Below are 14,237 nucleotides of genomic sequence, written 5' to 3'. Positions count from 1 at the left end.
GGGGAAGAAACATCAGCGCTCAGTCGTCCTGCTGGGCCTGGCTGGGGTCGTGCCCCAGCAGGTCACCCGGCGTGCACTGCAGCTCGCGGCAGATCGCATCCAGGGTGGAAAAGCGGATGGCGCGGGCCTTGCCGGTCTTCAGGATGGACAGGTTGGCCAGGGTGATGTCGATGCGCCCGGCCAGCTCGGACAGGGTCATGCCGCGCGCCTGCAGCATGCGGTCCAGGGTGATGATGATCGCCATCAGTGCGCGCCCATCAGATCACGCTGTCCAGGTCATCGCGCATGGCCGCACCCACGGCGAACACGCGCGCCAGCACGAACAGCATCAGCACCGCCAGCAGGCCGGTGATGGACATGCCACCGCCCACTTCCATCCAGGCGAAATCCGGCCCCATCCAGCTGGCGTAGATGCCGATGATGATCGACAGGGTTTCCATGGCCAGCATCATCCAGGCCATGCGGTGCAGGCGCAGCGCGTTGGCGTGGTTGAACGGGCGCTCACGCGCGGCCGAACGCAGCAGCCGCGCCAGGTGCCGCAGGAACACCAGGCACAGCACCAGCAGCGCCACGATGGTGCCCAGGCCCAGGCAGAAATGCAGGAACAGGTCGTTGCCATGCAGCGCGGCCGCCGTGGCGTCGTGCACGGTATCCATCAGCCAGCGGCGGTCGTAGGCGACCAGCGGCACCGCCAGCAGCGCGGCCAGGATGCCCAGCCAGCACATCGCCCGCACCGCCTGCACGGCGGTCTGGGCCAGGGTGAACACACCGCGCGCAGGTCGGGCGCGGGCAGAACGAGCGGTCAAGCAGCCTCCGGCATGGGGCAGATCACCTGCCCGGTGGATTTATCGATAAACGATATACCACATCCGGGCCAGGGTGGCTGAACCGCTACTTGGCGACCGCTGGCGGCGTTGTGTCCTGGCGCATGGCCTCGCCCGGCGTGGCCGAGGCCATGGCCTGCACGCCGGCTTCGGCCGCCTGCCGGGTGACCAGGCGGAAGCGCACCCGCAATGCGCTTTCCCCGGGCGTGGCCCAGCCGTACTGGATCGCCACCTGGTCGGCCGACAGCGGCCCGCGGCCGGGCAGCGAGCGCACCTGCAGCGGCTTCGGCGCGGCCTGCATCAGCCGTGCGAAGCCCTTCTGCACCACCGCCGGTTCGGCCTTCTCCGCATACACCGTGCAGGTGCCATCGTCGGCCCAGCTGACCGCGTAGCGGCCACTGGCCAGCGGCACCATCCAGGCCACCCCGCCCTGCCCCTGCAGCAGCGTGGCGGCCTCGGCCGGCGGCAGCGGGCTCAGGCCGTTGGCATCCATCAGCGCCTGCAGCCGGGCCGGCGCGCCGATGTGCTGCATGCAGGCCGTGTCGAACAGTTCGCTGAAGGGGTCCTGGGTGGCCGCCGCCTCCTTCGGCGCGCGCGCCGGCTGCGCCGCGGCCAGCGCGGGCAACAACAGACCCGCCATCAACCAGGGCACCGGGCGCATCGCAACTCCATCATGGGAAAACTGCGGGGAGGATGGCAAAAGCCGGGGGCGCAGTGCAATGCCAGCGCAGGCTTGACACCGCCGCGGCCGCGCAGGATCATCAATTAACGAATTAGTTAATTAACGCCCTATGGACCGCATCTTCGAAGCCCTCGCCTCCGGCCCCCGCCGGCAGATCCTGGCCTACCTCAGTGCCGGCGAACTGACCGCGGGCGAGCTGGCCGAGCGCTTCGATTTCAGCAAGCCGGCGCTGTCCAGCCACCTGCGCATCCTGGAAGACGCCGGCCTGATCGAACGCGAGAAGCGCGGGCAGTTCGTGTACTTCAGCCAGGTGCCCGAGCGCCTGGCCAACACCCTGTTTTCCTGGGCGGCCGAAGTGTGTCCGGTCGGTGGCCCGCTGAAGCGCGAAGCCCGCGCACGCCGCAAGTCCCCTGCCCGCTGATAGGAGCACGACGATGCCTGGTTCGACCCGCAACAGCCGCTCGTTTCCAGGTGTCCAGCTGCCCGCCCAGGACGGCGCCGGCCCGATCGAGGTGATGCTGATCGCCCAGCTCGGCATCGGTGCCGGCGATGCGCTGGTGAACGACGCCGGGCAACGCCAGCGCCACCATCCGGCCTTCATCGATGCGCTGGATGAACCGTCGGCGCGGCTGGGCGGCATGCACCTGCAGCATGGCGATGCGTCATCGCTGTACAGCTTCGTGGTGGGTGCCGGCGGCCACCCGTTCCACCGCCATGCCGGCCCGCGCATGTTCACCGCCATTGCCGGCAGCGCTGGCGCGGAGCTGCGCTTTGCCACCGCCAGCGATGCGCAGATCGCCGCCGATCCGGCCAGCTTCCAGCGCAGCCTGCGGCGCATCCGCATTCCACCCGATTGCCTGTTCACCGTGCGCTTCGGTGGCGGCACCTGGCACCAGTTCGCGTCCAGCCACCGGGCACACCCGGCACTGTTCGCGCTGTCGTGCCACAGCAATGAACTGGCCGGCGCGATGAGCGATGCCACCCGCGCCCAGGTGCAGGCCAACCAGGCCGACATCCCCAGCCTGACCGACGTATTGCCGCAGGCGTGCTGGCCCAGCGCCGCGACACTGGCCAGCGCGCCCCTGCTGCAGTTGTCCCTGCAGGCCGCGCCGCCCAGCGTGTGCGCGCGGCTGTGCGCGCAGACCCGTGCGCTGCTGGGGCCGATGCGCCGGGTCAACCTGCGCCCGCTGCGGGGGTTCGTCGAACGCAGCACACCGCGCTATCCGGTGCAGCATGCCGCGCCGGCAACGCAGGGCATGCTGTACCGCGCCCTGCCCCATAGCGATTACCACGACCTGACCGTGCTGCAGCTGCGCCCCGAACAATGTGCGGGACGCTCGGCATCGACCCTGCTGGCCGATGTACTGGACGGCTTCCTGCGCAATCCTCCGGGCGGCGTGGGCCGGTTGATGGCCCTGCGCAATCGGCTGGTGGCGCCGCTGCGCCTGCGTACCTCGCCGCTGGGTTGCCCGGTGTCGTCGCTGTTGTCCGCCGATCGCAGCCGACTCTTCGCCGGCCGCTTCCCGGTGCTGGATGCAACGGTGCATGCGCAGGACCGCAGCGCCGAAGTGCTGCTGGGTGCGGATGATCGCCACCTGCGTTTCCGCAGCAGCGTGCGCGTGCAGCTGGCCGACGATGGCAGCGTGGAGGTCAGCCTGGGCTCGCGCGTGCAGACCTACAATCGGTTCGGGCGCCTGTACATGGCGCTGATCGACAGCGTGCACCGCCACTACATCGCGCCGGCCCTGCTGCGCCGTGCAGTGGAACATGCGCTGGCGCCGGAGCTGGCGGACTGGGTGGATGGGGGCGCGCCGGTGGCGGGCTGAGCCGCCGGGCATGGCCCGGCGCTACCCGCGGGCGTTCAGACCACCAGCTCGCCCTGGTCTTCGCCGTCCCAGTAGTGGATGCGCTGCGCATGCACGTGGATCAGCACCAGTCCCGGCGTGTCCACGCCCTGCTCGAACCAGCGCTCCAGGTCTTTCACCCAGTGTTCGGCCAGCACCGCGCGTTCGCGGATGATGGAGGCACGGCCTTTCACGTGCACGAACAGCGGCGGCTTTCCCAGCAGTGACTTGCTGCCGGTGAAACCCAGCGCGACCTTCGGGTCGGTTTCGATCTGGCGCACCATGTCCGTGCTTTCCAGCGCGAAGAACCAGCTGTCGCCGTCGTAGTCCACGTCGCCGTTACTGCTCATCGGGCGGCCATCGATCTCGCCGGCGGCATGGGTCTGCAGCATCGCAAAATCGATGCCAGCCATTTTCTTCGCCAGTTCGGGCAGGGTCAGCGTGGTCATGGTTCGGTCTCCGGGGGCGTGCGGCCAGCGTCCACCCGCGCAGGTAAGGCGGGCGTGCAGGTCCGTCGCGGCGGATTTCACGCGCGCGCCAGGCCCGGATCAGATCCAACGCTGGTCCAGCAGCTCCCGCTTCACGTAGGCGTAGAACACCGGTGCGGCCACCAGCCCAGCCAGGCCGAAGGCCGCTTCCATCACCAGCATCGCCAGCAGCAGTTCCCACGCACGTGCCTGGATCTCACCGCCGACGATGCGCGCGTTGAGGAAATACTCCAGCTTGTGGATGACGATCAGGTACAGCAGCGCCGCCACCGCCACGTAGAACGACACCGACAGCGCCACAATGGTGATGACGGTGTTGGAAATGATGTTGCCCACCACCGGCAGCAGGCCGGCCAGGAAGGTGATCAGCACCAGCGTCTTGGACAGCGGCAGGTGCACGCCGAACAGCGGCAGCACGCCCAGCAGGAACACCGCGGTGAACACGGTGTTGAGCAGCGAAATCTTCACCTGGGCGAACACCACCTGGCGGAAGGCCACCGCCAGGCGCGTGGTGCGGCCGACCAGCTCCTGCGCCAGCGGGCCCATCTTGGGCAGCGGCAGTTCGTCGTACAGGGCGATCATCGCGCCCAGCACCATGCCGATCAGCACGCGCACGCCCACCTGCACCACCGACGTACCGGCCACGCCCAGCTGCCGCTGGTGTTCGGCGGCCCATTCGTTCAGCGCCTCGCGCAGCCGGGTCAGGTCTTCGGGAATGTAGGGCTGCAGCAGCGCAGGCACCTGGTGGCGCGAGGTGTTGAGGATGTCCATCAGCCGCGCCAGCAGCACGTCCGGGCCACCGGTCTCGTTGCGGAAGAACGAGGCCACGCCGATGCCGGCCAGCACCAGCGCACCGATGATGACCGCCGACAGCAGGATGACCGCGAAGGCGCGTGCGCGGCCCGGCGGCAGCTTGCCTTCCACGGTATTGGCCAGCACGTGGGTCAGCTGGAACACCAGCAGGCCCGACAGCAGGGTGACCACCAGGCCCAGCTTCAGTGCCAGCCACATGCCCAGCAGCATCAGCAGCCAGGCGGCGATGCGCGCGGCGGGGGGCTTGGGCAGGGCAAGGACGGCGTCGTTCATGGCGGTGCATTCCGGCGGGGTGGCCCATGGTAGTGGATTGTGCGGGCACGGCCGGCGCACACTGGCGCCCCCCCCTGCCGCAAGGACGCCCCATGTACCGCCTGCTGTGCATCCCCCTGCTTGCGCTCGCCGCCGGCAGCAGCTTCGCCGCCGACACCACGCCCGTGCCGCCGCAGGTGCAGGCCGACGTGGAAGCCATCGCCCGCGAACTGCTGAAGGTGCAGCGCAGCGACGTCGAGCTCTCCTGCCCGAAGGCGGTGGAGAACGCGCGCTACGGCCTGGAAACCATGCTGGAGGTGGGGGCGAAGAACGCCGCCGGCGGCTACATCGATGCGGCGAAGTACGAGGCCATGGCCGCGCCGATGCGCGAACTGCTGCCGCAGATCACCGAAGCCGACTGCGAAGGTGCAAGCGATGGCCAGCGCGATTTCTACCAGTGCATGTCCAGCGACTACAACCACGTGCTGGCCTGCGCACAGGCGCACCTGAAATAAGCGCACCTGAAGTAGTCGCACGCCCTGCTCTGCGGCCGCCGCTCAGCCGTTGGCCGGGGCGGCCGTCGACCCGCGCAGCATCAGGCTGAAATCCAGCGTCTGCTGCAGGGGAACATCGACGCGCTCGATGATGGCCAGCAGCAGGCTGACCGCACGCGCCCCAATGTCCCGCATCGGCTGGCGGATGGTGGTCAGCGGCGGCGTCAGGAAGCGCGACGAGGCCAGGTCGTCGAAGCCGACGATGGACACCTGGTCCGGCACGCGGATGCCCAGATCGCGGCATGCCGAGAGCGCACCCAGCGCCATCTGGTCGCTGAAGCAGAACACCGCGGTCGGCGCGAGCGGGCGCGCGAGCAGTGCCGTGGCCGCCGCATGGCCGGACTCCAGCGAAAAATCACCGGGGACAACACTCAGGCCGCGCAGCCGGCCGTGCGCCTTGCCGGCCGCGCGCACGCCTTCCAGCCGCTGCTGGTGCAACGGGTTGTCGGGCGGGCCGCCGACCACGGCAATGCGCTCATGGCCGAGGGCATACAGGTGTTCCATTACCGCGCGCGCAGCGGCGGCATTGTCGATATGCACGCTGGGAATGCCCAGCGCGGGATCGAATTCGCAGCCATTGACCACCGGCGCGGCCACGCCCAGCGCTTGCACGATCTCGCGCGCAGTGGGCGGCAGGCGATGGCCGAGCACGATCAGGCCGTCGGCCTCGTTGCGCCGGAGCATCTGCGCATAGCGCTCCTCGCGATCGGGCTGGTGCTGGGTATCACCCAGCAGCACGGCGTAGCCGGCGGCCTGTGCCGCATCTTCGGCACCCTGCAGGATCTGCGCGAAGAACGGATTGGCGATGTCCGGCACGGTGACCAGGATCTTGCCACTGCGCTGGGTCTTCAGCGTTCGAGCCACCGTGTTGGGCACGTAGCCCAGCTTGGCGGCGGCCTGTTCGATGCGCGCCCGTGTGGCGGGCAGCACTTTGTCCGGCCGCGACAAGGCCCGCGACACCGTGCCGGCCGACACGCCTACGTGTTTTGCGATGTCGTAGATGGTGGCCATGGAGTCAGCTCTGGTTGCGGCTGTGCACTGCACAACGGGTCTGCGGAAAGCCCATGCTAGGGTAATGCAATCGATTGCATCTAGGGCGAATCACCTTGAAGACGCTCAAGGGTCCGGCGCTTTTCCTGGCGCAGTTCATCGGCGACAACGCTCCTTTTGATCGGCTGGACACGCTGGCCGGATGGGCCGCGGGCCTGGGCTATTCTGGCGTACAAGTGCCCACCACCGCGCCCCACCTGTTCGATCTGGCCGAGGCGGCGCGCAGCCAGGCCTACTGCGACGATGTCGCCGCCATGCTGGCCGGGCACGGTCTGCAGATCACCGAACTGTCGACCCACCTGCAGGGCCAGCTGGTCGCCGTCCACCCCGGCTATGACAGTCTGTTTGACGGGTTCGCACCGCCCGCGCAGCGCGACGATCCTGCCGCCCGCCAGGCCTGGGCCGTTGATCAGCTGTTGCTGGCGGCGCAGGCCAGCCAGCGCCTGGGGCTGACCGCACACGCCACCTTCTCCGGCGCGCTGGCCTGGCCCTACCTGTATCCCTGGCCCCAGCGCCCGGCCGGTCTGGTAGACGCAGCCTTCGCCGAACTGGGCCGCCGCTGGCGCCCGATCCTGGATGCCTTCGATGCCTGCGGCGTGGACCTGTGTTTCGAGATCCATCCGGGCGAAGACCTGCACGACGGGGCAACTTTCGAGCGCTTCCTCGACGTGGTCGACCACCACCCCCGCGCGAAGATCCTGTACGACCCCAGCCACCTGCTGCTGCAGCAGATGGACTACCTGGGCTTCATCGACCGCTACCACGCGCGCATCGGCATCTTCCACGTGAAAGACGCCGAATACCACGCCAGTGCCCGCAGCGGCGTGTATGGCGGCTACCAGGACTGGATCGATCGCCCGGGCAGGTTCCGCTCGCTCGGCGATGGACAGGTGGACTTCAAGGGCATCTTCTCCAAATTCGCGCAGTACGACTTCCCCGGCTGGGCGGTACTGGAATGGGAGTGCTGCCTGAAGCACCCCGAGGACGGCGCACGGGAGGGCGCCGCCTTCATCCGCGACCACATCATCCGGGTGACCGAGCGCGCCTTCGATGACTTCGCTGACAGCGGCACCGACGCCGCATCACTGCACCGCATGCTGGGAATCTGAGCCGACACCGCCCCGGGAGGGCAAGCCATGACGCACGCCATGTCGCGCTTGGGCGCGATGATGTTTCTGCAGTTCTTCATCTGGGGAGCGTGGTTCGTGACCCTCGGCACCTACCTGGTGCAGGGGCCGCTGCAGGCCAGCGCCAGCCAGGTGGCCACCGCATTTCTCAGCCAGTCCATCGGTGCGATCGTCGCCCCCTTCCTGGTCGGCCTGATCGCCGATCGCTACTTCGCCGCGCAGCGCATCCTGGCGGTGCTGCACCTGGCCGGCGCGGTGCTGATGTGGCTGGCCTCCACGGCCACCAGCTTCGGCATGTTCTCCGCCTGCGTGATGGGTTACATGCTGCTGTTCATGCCGACGCTGGCGCTGGCCAACAGCGTGGCGATGCGGCACATGCAGTCGCCGGAAAAGCAGTTCCCGCTGGTGCGGGTGGCCGGCAGCATCGGCTGGATCATCGCCGGCGTGCTGATCGGCTGGCTGGGCTGGGAGCAGGCGCACCGGCTTGAACTGACGTTCCGGATGGCAGCAGTGGCATCGCTGGTGCTGGGCCTGTACGCCTTCACCCTGCCGCACACGCCGCCGCTGGCGCAGCAGCCCGATGCCGGGCTCGGGCAGATCCTCGGCCTGGATTCGCTGCGCCTGCTGAAATCGCGCGCCTACCTGGTGTTCTTCCTGGCCTCCATCGCCATCTGCATTCCGTTGTCGTTCTATTACAACTTCACCAACCCCTATCTCAACGATCTGGGCGTGCACGGCGCGGCTGGGCTGCAATCGCTGGGCCAGGTGTCCGAAGTGCTGCTGATGCTGGCGATGCCGTTCCTGTTCGTGCGGATGGGGGTGAAGACCATGCTGGCGGTGGGCATGGCCGCCTGGGTGCTGCGCTATGCGCTGTTTGCCTTCGGCGATGCCGGCAGCGGCTTCTCCCTGCTGGTCATCGGCATCGTGCTGCACGGCATCTGCTACGACTTCTTCTTCGTCACCGGGCAGATCTATACGGATGCACACGCCGGCCCCGCCGCGCGCAGCAGCGCGCAGGGCTTCATCACCCTGGCCACCTACGGCGTGGGCATGTTGATCGGTACGTTCCTGTCCGGCGCGGTGGTGGAGCACTACACCACGGCCGCAGGGCCCGACTGGCAGCAGATCTGGCTGTTCCCCGCCGGCGTTGCACTGGTCGTGCTGATTGCCTTCCTGCTGCTGTTCCGCGACCGCCCCGCCGTTGCGGCGGCGCCCACCACGAACTGAGGACCGCTGTCGATGCCCAAGCTTGGAATCGCCATCGTCGGCACCGGCATGATCGCAGCGGTGCACCGCCGCGCCGCCCTGCTGGCCGGTGCCGACGTGCGCGGCGTAGCGGCATCCACGCCACAGCGCGCACGCGATGTCGCGCAGGCGTGGAATGTTGCGCGCGCCTACCGCGATATCGACGACGTGGTTGCCGATCCGCAGGTGCAGGTCGTGCACGTGTGCACGCCCAACCACCTGCACCGGCCCATGGCGCAGGCCGCACTGGCCGCCGGCAAGCACGTGGTCTGCGAAAAGCCGCTGGCCACCACCCTGGCCGATGCGCAGGCGCTGGCCGCGCAGGCTGCGTCCAGCGGCTTGGTGGCCACGGTGCCGTTCGTCTATCGCTACCACCCGGTGGTGAGGGAAGCCCGCGCGCGCATCGCCGCCGGCGACATCGGCCCCCTGCATCTCATCCACGGCAGCTACCTGCAGGATTGGCTGCTCGACCCGGCCAGCAACAACTGGCGCGTCGACCCGGTGCTGGGCGGCACCTCGCGCGTGTTCGCCGACATCGGCTCGCACTGGTGCGATCTGGTGGAATGGGTCAGCGGCGAGCGCTTCGCCGAAGTCAGCACGGCCTTCGCAACGGTCATCGCCGAGCGCAGCGCCGGCGGCGCAAAGAGCTTCAGCACACCGGCGGCAGGCGGCGCGACGCAGGCGGTGTCCAGCGAGGACGTGGCCACGGCGATGTTCCGGACCGGTGCAGGCACGCTGGCGTCGCTGACCGTCAGCCAGGTGTCGGCGGGGCGCCACAACCGCCTCTGGTTCGAGATCGACGGCGCCAACGCCAGCGTAGCCTTCAACCAGGAAGATCCCGAGCGGCTGTGGATCGGCCGGCCCGACCAGCGCGAGGAGACCTTCGTGCGCGGCCCCGGCGCCGGCAGCGCCGAGCAGCGCCGGCTGTCGGCCTTGCCGCCCGGCCATGCGCAGGGCTACGCCCAGTGCTTCGAGGCGTTCGTCGCCGACACCTATCGCGCCATCGATGGCGAGCGGCCGCAGGGCCTGCCCACCTTCGAAGACGGCCTGCGCTCGGCACTGATCGTCGAACGCGTCATCGCATCGGCCAGGTCGCGCGCCTGGGCCACCATTGAATGACCCCCAGGAGCATGCACCGATGAAGGCATCAACAGGAAGGATCGCGACCGTGGCACTGCTGCTGCTCATCGCCCTGCCCGCGTTCGCCGCGGAAACCCGCAGCCCTGAAAAGCCCATCGCGGTGCAGATGTACACGCTGCGCAACGCCGGCGCGCTCGACCAGCAACTGAAGATTGTCCACGACGCGGGCGTGCAGGCGGTGGAAACGGTCGGCACGCAGAATGTCAGCGCCGCCGAACTGAAGCAGCTGCTCGACAAGTATGGAATCAAGGCGATCTCCTCGCACACGGCGCTGGCCGACCTGCGCAATGACCTGGACAACGTGGTGGCCTTCAACCGCGCCATCGGCAATACCACGCTGGTGGTGCCCTACCTGGACAGCAAGGACCGCCCGCGCGATGCCGCAGGCTGGACCGCGCTGGGCCAGGAACTGGGGCGCATCGCCAAACAGGTGCAGGCCCAGGGCATGCGCCTGGCCTACCACAACCATGATTTCGAGCTGGTCGACTTCGACGGCCGTACCGGTCTGGAACTGTTGTTCGACGCTGCCGGCCCCGACCTGCAGACCGAGCTGGACCTGGCCTGGGTGGCGCGTTCGGGCCATGACCCGGCGGTGATGCTGGGCAAGTTCCGCGGCCGCCTGTTCGCGGTACACGCCAAGGACAACGCCGCCAAAGGCCAGGCCGAAGACGAAGGCGGATTCGCCGCCGTCGGCCAGGGCGTGCTGGACTGGAACGCGATCCTGCCGGCCGCGGCCGACGCGGGCGTGAAGTGGTACATCGTCGAGCACGACCAGCCCCGCGATCCGGCCAAGGTGATCCAGACCGGCGCCGACTACCTGCGCAAACACCTCACTGTCAGCCTGCCCGCCCGCGCATCGCGCTAGCCCGCCAAGGAGCTTCGTTTGAAAACTGTCCTGACCCTGGCCCTGACCCTGTGCACGGCGGCCGCTGCGCTCCCCGCCTGGTGCAAGGAAGATCCCGCTGCCGGTGCCAAGCTGTACGCGACCAACTGCGTGGCCTGCCACGGCGCGGACCGTGCGGGCATGCCCGGCGCGTTCCCTGCGCTGACCGACATCGGCAAGCGGCTGCCGCCTGCACAGATCAAGGAAAAGATCAGCAAGGGCGGCGGGCTGATGCCGCCCTTCCCGCACCTGTCCGCGCAGGAGATCGATGACATCGCCAGCTTCCTGGCGAAGTAGGCGCGGCCGTTACAGCTCGCGCACCCAGATGTTGCGGTAGCTGACCTTGGATGCGTGTTCCTGCAGATACAGCGGCGCGCATCCATGTGGCGAGTACGACGGCGCACCGATGTATTCGGTCAGGCCTGCAAGCACCGTGTCGTTCTGCACCAGCACGCCGTTATGCAGCACGGTGATGCGCGCCGGCGAGGTCAGCCCACCACCGGCCGAGAAGCGCGGCGCCTTCCAGATGATGTCGTACACCTGCCACTGGCCCGGCGCGCGCGAGGCATTCACCAGCGGCATGGCCTGCTTGTAGATCGACCCGGCCTGGCCGTTGGCGTAGGTCGGATTGTCGTGGCTGTCGAGCACCTGCAGCTCGTAGCGCTCCTGCAGGAAGATGCCGCTGTTGCCACGGTCCTGGCCCTGGAAGCCCTTCGTTTCGGTGGGGCTGCGCCACTCGACGTGCAATTGCATGTCGCAGAAATGCTGCCGGGTGCGGATGCCCTTGCTGCCCGGCACCACGGTCATCGCACCGTTGGCCACTGTCCACGGCACGCGGCCACCCTGCTCGGCCTCCCAGGCGGACACATCCTTGCCATCGAACAACACGATCGCATCGGACGGCGCCGCGCCAGTTGGTGTTGCGACGGCAGGCACCGCTGCCCATACCTCGGTCTTTGTCGAGTCGCGCTCGGCGCCGGCCTGCGCGAACACCGGCACCGCCGCCAGCACGCCTGCGGCCATCAAGAAAGATCTGATCATCCTGTCATGCTCCATCAGCTGGTGGCCCAGGCCGGCGTGCCTGGCGCGTAGGCCATGTCGCCATCGTAGCGTCCCGGCACGGCGACGTAGTGCAGTACTTCGGTCGCTCCCTGTTTTGAGGTGAAGAAGCCGAAGATGGCCAACTGCTTGATCATGGTGAACGGATGCGGCATCGCCTTCGCCGTCTCGGCGGTACCGGTCTCGCTCACGTCCACTGTGCGCCTGCGGGCTTCGGCATCCAGCGTGCGCAGCAGATCGGTGCGCGCCTCGGCTGCAAGGGCGACGAAGCTGCCGCCCGCACGCTTTTCGATGTCGGCCAGGCCGGCACGGAACGTGGCCTGCTGCCTCGCGGTGTAGCAGTCGGTCACGAACCGCGCCATGAAGGCGCCCGTGGCTGCGTCCTTCGCACCCGGCGTCTGCGTGCGTGGCAGGATGGTCTCGGCGATCTCATCCAGCGTGGCAATCTCGGCGTCGGTGAAGGGCAGGCCCGCCGCGGCCGCTGGCAGCTTGCCGCTGGCCAGCGCAGGCAGGCCGACCATGGCCGCGCCGGTGGCGGCGACAATCATCTTCAACAGTTCACGGCGGTCCATCACAGATTCCCCGCTTTCAGTTCGCGTACCGCGTGATCGGCCGCCCGCGCGGTCAGCGCCATGTAGGTCAGCGACGGGTTCACGCAGGCACTGGAGGTCATGCACGCACCGTCGGTGACATAGACGTTGGGCGCATCCCAGACCTGGTTGTGCGCGTTCAGTACCGACGTCCTGCGGTCGCGCCCCATGCGCGCGGTGCCCATTTCGTGGATGCCCTTGCCCGGCGCGTAGTCGTTGTCGTGCATCTCCACGTCCTTGACCCCGGCCGCTTCCAGCATCTCGGCCGCATCGGCGGCCATGTCCTTGCGCATCGCCTTTTCGTTCTCGCGCATCGCCACGTCCATCGCCAGCACCGGCAGCCCCCACTTGTCCTTGTGCTCGTGGTCCAGGCGGATCGTGTTGTCGTGGTGCGGCAGCATTTCGCCGAAGCCGGTCATGCCGATGCGCCAGTCACCCGGCAGGCTCAACGCCTCCTTCAGGTCGGCGCCGATGTTCAGCTCGGCAATCTCGCGCGACCAGCCGTTGCGACTGGCGCCGCCCTGGTAACCGAACCCGCGCAGATAGCCACGCTTGTCTGACGCCACGTTGCGGAAGCGCGGAATATAGAACCCGCAGGGGCGGCGGCCGAAGTAGTACTTGTCGTCGTAGCCCTCAACGCGCCCCGACGCGCCCGCACCGAAGTGATGGTCCATCACGTTGTGCCCCAGCTCGCCGGACGAGGACCCCAGGCCCCCTTCCCAGACATCGGTTGCCGAGTTCATCAGCAGCCAGGTCGAATTGAACGACGAGGCATTGAGGAAGATGACCTTGGCCGTGTACTCGTAGGTCTGGCCGGTCTCGGCGTCGAGGACCTGCACGCCACGCGCGCGCTTGCGGTCCTTGTCGTAGAGCACTTCCTTGACGATCGAGAACGGACGCAGTGTCAGGTTGCCGGTCTTCATCGCCGCCGGCAGCGTCGCTGCCTGGGTGGAAAAGTAGGCGCCAAACGGGCAGCCGAGGATGCATTTGTTGCGGTACTGGCAGTTGACCCGGCCCTGCTCGGGCATCGGCTTTGTGATGTTGGCGGTGCGCGAATGGATCATGTGGCGCGTGCCGCCAAAGGCTTTCTGGATGCGCGCGGCCACGTCCTTCTCGACGATGTTCAGCGGGATCGGCGGCAGGAACTCACCATCAGGCAGAACGTCCAACCCCTCGCGCGTGCCGGCGATGCCAGCGAACTTCTCCACGTGGTCGTACCACGGCGCGATGTCGGCATAGCGGATCGGCCAGTCGGTGGCGATGCCGTCCTTGAGGTTCGCTTCGAAATCCAGATCGGAGAAGCGATAGCTCTGCCGCCCCCACATCAGCGAACGGCCACCGACGTGGTAGCCGCGGAACCAGTCGAAGCGCTTCGTTTCAATGTAGGGCGAGTCCTGTTCGTCGGCCCACATGCCCTCCAGGTTCTCGGCCAGCGCATAGTCGCGCATCAGCACCGGGAAGGCCGCCTTCATCGCCTGGGTCGGCCGGTTGCGATGCGGGAAATCCCACGGCTCCTTCATCGCATTGACGTAGTCCTTCACGTGCTCGATGTTGCGCCCGCGTTCGAGCATCAGCACCTTCAGACCTTTCTCGGTCAGTTCCTTCGCTGCCCAACCGCCACTGATTCCCGAGCCAACAACGATGGCGTCGTAATGATTATCTGCCATGGGTCTATCACCTGGGTGG

General features: G+C 67.9%; 17 protein-coding genes. 8 read left to right on the top strand and 9 right to left on the bottom strand.

From position 1 onward, the window contains the following. Positions 1 to 19: 19 nt before the first annotated feature. The 3 genes from C1930_RS05835 to C1930_RS05825 form a co-directional block, all read right to left on the bottom strand. Positions 20 to 244: a helix-turn-helix transcriptional regulator gene (locus C1930_RS05835; RefSeq protein ID WP_108748883.1), complete on the bottom strand. Its 225-nt coding sequence runs from the start codon at positions 242 to 244 to the stop codon at positions 20 to 22. Positions 245 to 257: 13 nt separating this feature from the next. Beyond that, on the bottom strand, positions 258 to 725 hold the full coding sequence (locus C1930_RS05830) for a DUF2975 domain-containing protein (RefSeq protein ID WP_108772543.1): 468 nt from the start codon (positions 723 to 725) through the stop codon (positions 258 to 260). A 166-nt stretch (positions 726 to 891) separates the two neighbouring features. Next, on the bottom strand, positions 892 to 1,485 hold the full coding sequence (locus C1930_RS05825) for a hypothetical protein (protein ID WP_108755644.1): 594 nt from the start codon (positions 1,483 to 1,485) through the stop codon (positions 892 to 894). Between the two features lie 130 nt (positions 1,486 to 1,615). Here C1930_RS05825 and C1930_RS05820 point away from each other — a divergent pair, with 130 nt between their 5' ends. Beyond that, positions 1,616 to 1,927, top strand: coding sequence for a metalloregulator ArsR/SmtB family transcription factor (locus C1930_RS05820; protein WP_108771286.1), 312 nt, complete (start codon positions 1,616 to 1,618; stop codon positions 1,925 to 1,927). A 13-nt stretch (positions 1,928 to 1,940) separates the two neighbouring features. After that, positions 1,941 to 3,332, top strand: a complete 1,392-nt coding sequence (locus C1930_RS05815; protein WP_108771285.1) for a DUF2867 domain-containing protein — start codon at positions 1,941 to 1,943, stop codon at positions 3,330 to 3,332. Between the two features lie 35 nt (positions 3,333 to 3,367). On the opposite strand, the gene C1930_RS05810 is transcribed toward C1930_RS05815, so the two are convergent. Together C1930_RS05810 and C1930_RS05805 are read right to left on the bottom strand one after the other, a co-directional pair. Beyond that, on the bottom strand, positions 3,368 to 3,799 hold the full coding sequence (locus C1930_RS05810; protein WP_108771284.1) for a pyridoxamine 5'-phosphate oxidase family protein: 432 nt from the start codon (positions 3,797 to 3,799) through the stop codon (positions 3,368 to 3,370). A 99-nt stretch (positions 3,800 to 3,898) separates the two neighbouring features. Beyond that, positions 3,899 to 4,924, bottom strand: a complete 1,026-nt coding sequence (locus tag C1930_RS05805) for an AI-2E family transporter (RefSeq protein ID WP_108752436.1) — start codon at positions 4,922 to 4,924, stop codon at positions 3,899 to 3,901. A 92-nt stretch (positions 4,925 to 5,016) separates the two neighbouring features. Here C1930_RS05805 and C1930_RS05800 point away from each other — a divergent pair, with 92 nt between their 5' ends. Beyond that, on the top strand, positions 5,017 to 5,418 hold the full coding sequence (locus tag C1930_RS05800; protein ID WP_108755640.1) for a hypothetical protein: 402 nt from the start codon (positions 5,017 to 5,019) through the stop codon (positions 5,416 to 5,418). A 42-nt stretch (positions 5,419 to 5,460) separates the two neighbouring features. Here C1930_RS05800 and C1930_RS05795 read toward each other — a convergent pair whose 3' ends face one another. Beyond that, a complete protein-coding gene (locus C1930_RS05795) occupies positions 5,461 to 6,468 on the bottom strand; it encodes a LacI family DNA-binding transcriptional regulator (RefSeq protein WP_108771283.1) in 1,008 nt (335 codons plus the stop codon). A 95-nt stretch (positions 6,469 to 6,563) separates the two neighbouring features. Between C1930_RS05795 and C1930_RS05790 the strand changes: the two genes are divergently transcribed. Genes C1930_RS05790 through C1930_RS05770 form a run of 5 tightly spaced genes read left to right on the top strand, consistent with a single transcriptional unit; the run spans position 6,564 to position 11,199 of the window. Next, the gene (locus C1930_RS05790; protein WP_108771282.1) at positions 6,564 to 7,616 is read left to right on the top strand and encodes a sugar phosphate isomerase/epimerase family protein; all 1,053 of its coding nucleotides are present in this window, start codon (positions 6,564 to 6,566) and stop codon (positions 7,614 to 7,616) included. A 27-nt stretch (positions 7,617 to 7,643) separates the two neighbouring features. Further along, positions 7,644 to 8,861 carry a nucleoside permease gene (locus C1930_RS05785; protein ID WP_108771281.1) on the top strand — a complete coding sequence of 406 codons (1,218 nt, stop codon included), beginning with the start codon at positions 7,644 to 7,646 and terminating at the stop codon, positions 8,859 to 8,861. A gap of 12 nt (positions 8,862 to 8,873) precedes the next feature. Next, positions 8,874 to 9,998 carry a Gfo/Idh/MocA family oxidoreductase gene (locus C1930_RS05780; protein WP_108771280.1) on the top strand — a complete coding sequence of 375 codons (1,125 nt, stop codon included), beginning with the start codon at positions 8,874 to 8,876 and terminating at the stop codon, positions 9,996 to 9,998. Between the two features lie 19 nt (positions 9,999 to 10,017). Continuing rightward, the gene (locus C1930_RS05775; protein WP_108771279.1) at positions 10,018 to 10,884 is read left to right on the top strand and encodes a sugar phosphate isomerase/epimerase; all 867 of its coding nucleotides are present in this window, start codon (positions 10,018 to 10,020) and stop codon (positions 10,882 to 10,884) included. Positions 10,885 to 10,902: 18 nt separating this feature from the next. Continuing rightward, complete coding sequence (locus C1930_RS05770) at positions 10,903 to 11,199, top strand: cytochrome c (RefSeq protein WP_108755634.1); 297 nt, start codon at positions 10,903 to 10,905, stop codon at positions 11,197 to 11,199. Between the two features lie 9 nt (positions 11,200 to 11,208). On the opposite strand, the gene C1930_RS05765 is transcribed toward C1930_RS05770, so the two are convergent. From C1930_RS05765 to C1930_RS05755, 3 genes are read right to left on the bottom strand one after another with little or no spacing between them, the layout of a single operon-like run. Then, positions 11,209 to 11,958 carry a DUF1080 domain-containing protein gene (locus tag C1930_RS05765; protein WP_199912406.1) on the bottom strand — a complete coding sequence of 250 codons (750 nt, stop codon included), beginning with the start codon at positions 11,956 to 11,958 and terminating at the stop codon, positions 11,209 to 11,211. Further along, positions 11,958 to 12,533: a gluconate 2-dehydrogenase subunit 3 family protein gene (locus C1930_RS05760; protein ID WP_108771277.1), complete on the bottom strand. Its 576-nt coding sequence runs from the start codon at positions 12,531 to 12,533 to the stop codon at positions 11,958 to 11,960. The genes C1930_RS05765 and C1930_RS05760 overlap by 1 nt, the downstream gene beginning before the upstream one ends. Further along, positions 12,533 to 14,218 (bottom strand): GMC family oxidoreductase, encoded by a 1,686-nt coding sequence (locus C1930_RS05755; protein ID WP_108771276.1) that lies wholly within the window; start codon positions 14,216 to 14,218, stop codon positions 12,533 to 12,535. Before C1930_RS05755 ends, C1930_RS05760 begins: the two co-directional genes overlap by 1 nt. Positions 14,219 to 14,237: the final 19 nt, after the last annotated feature.

Source organism: Stenotrophomonas sp. SAU14A_NAIMI4_8, from assembly GCF_003086695.1.
GTDB lineage: Bacteria > Pseudomonadota > Gammaproteobacteria > Xanthomonadales > Xanthomonadaceae > Stenotrophomonas.
This window is presented reverse-complemented; position numbering and strand designations above follow the sequence as displayed.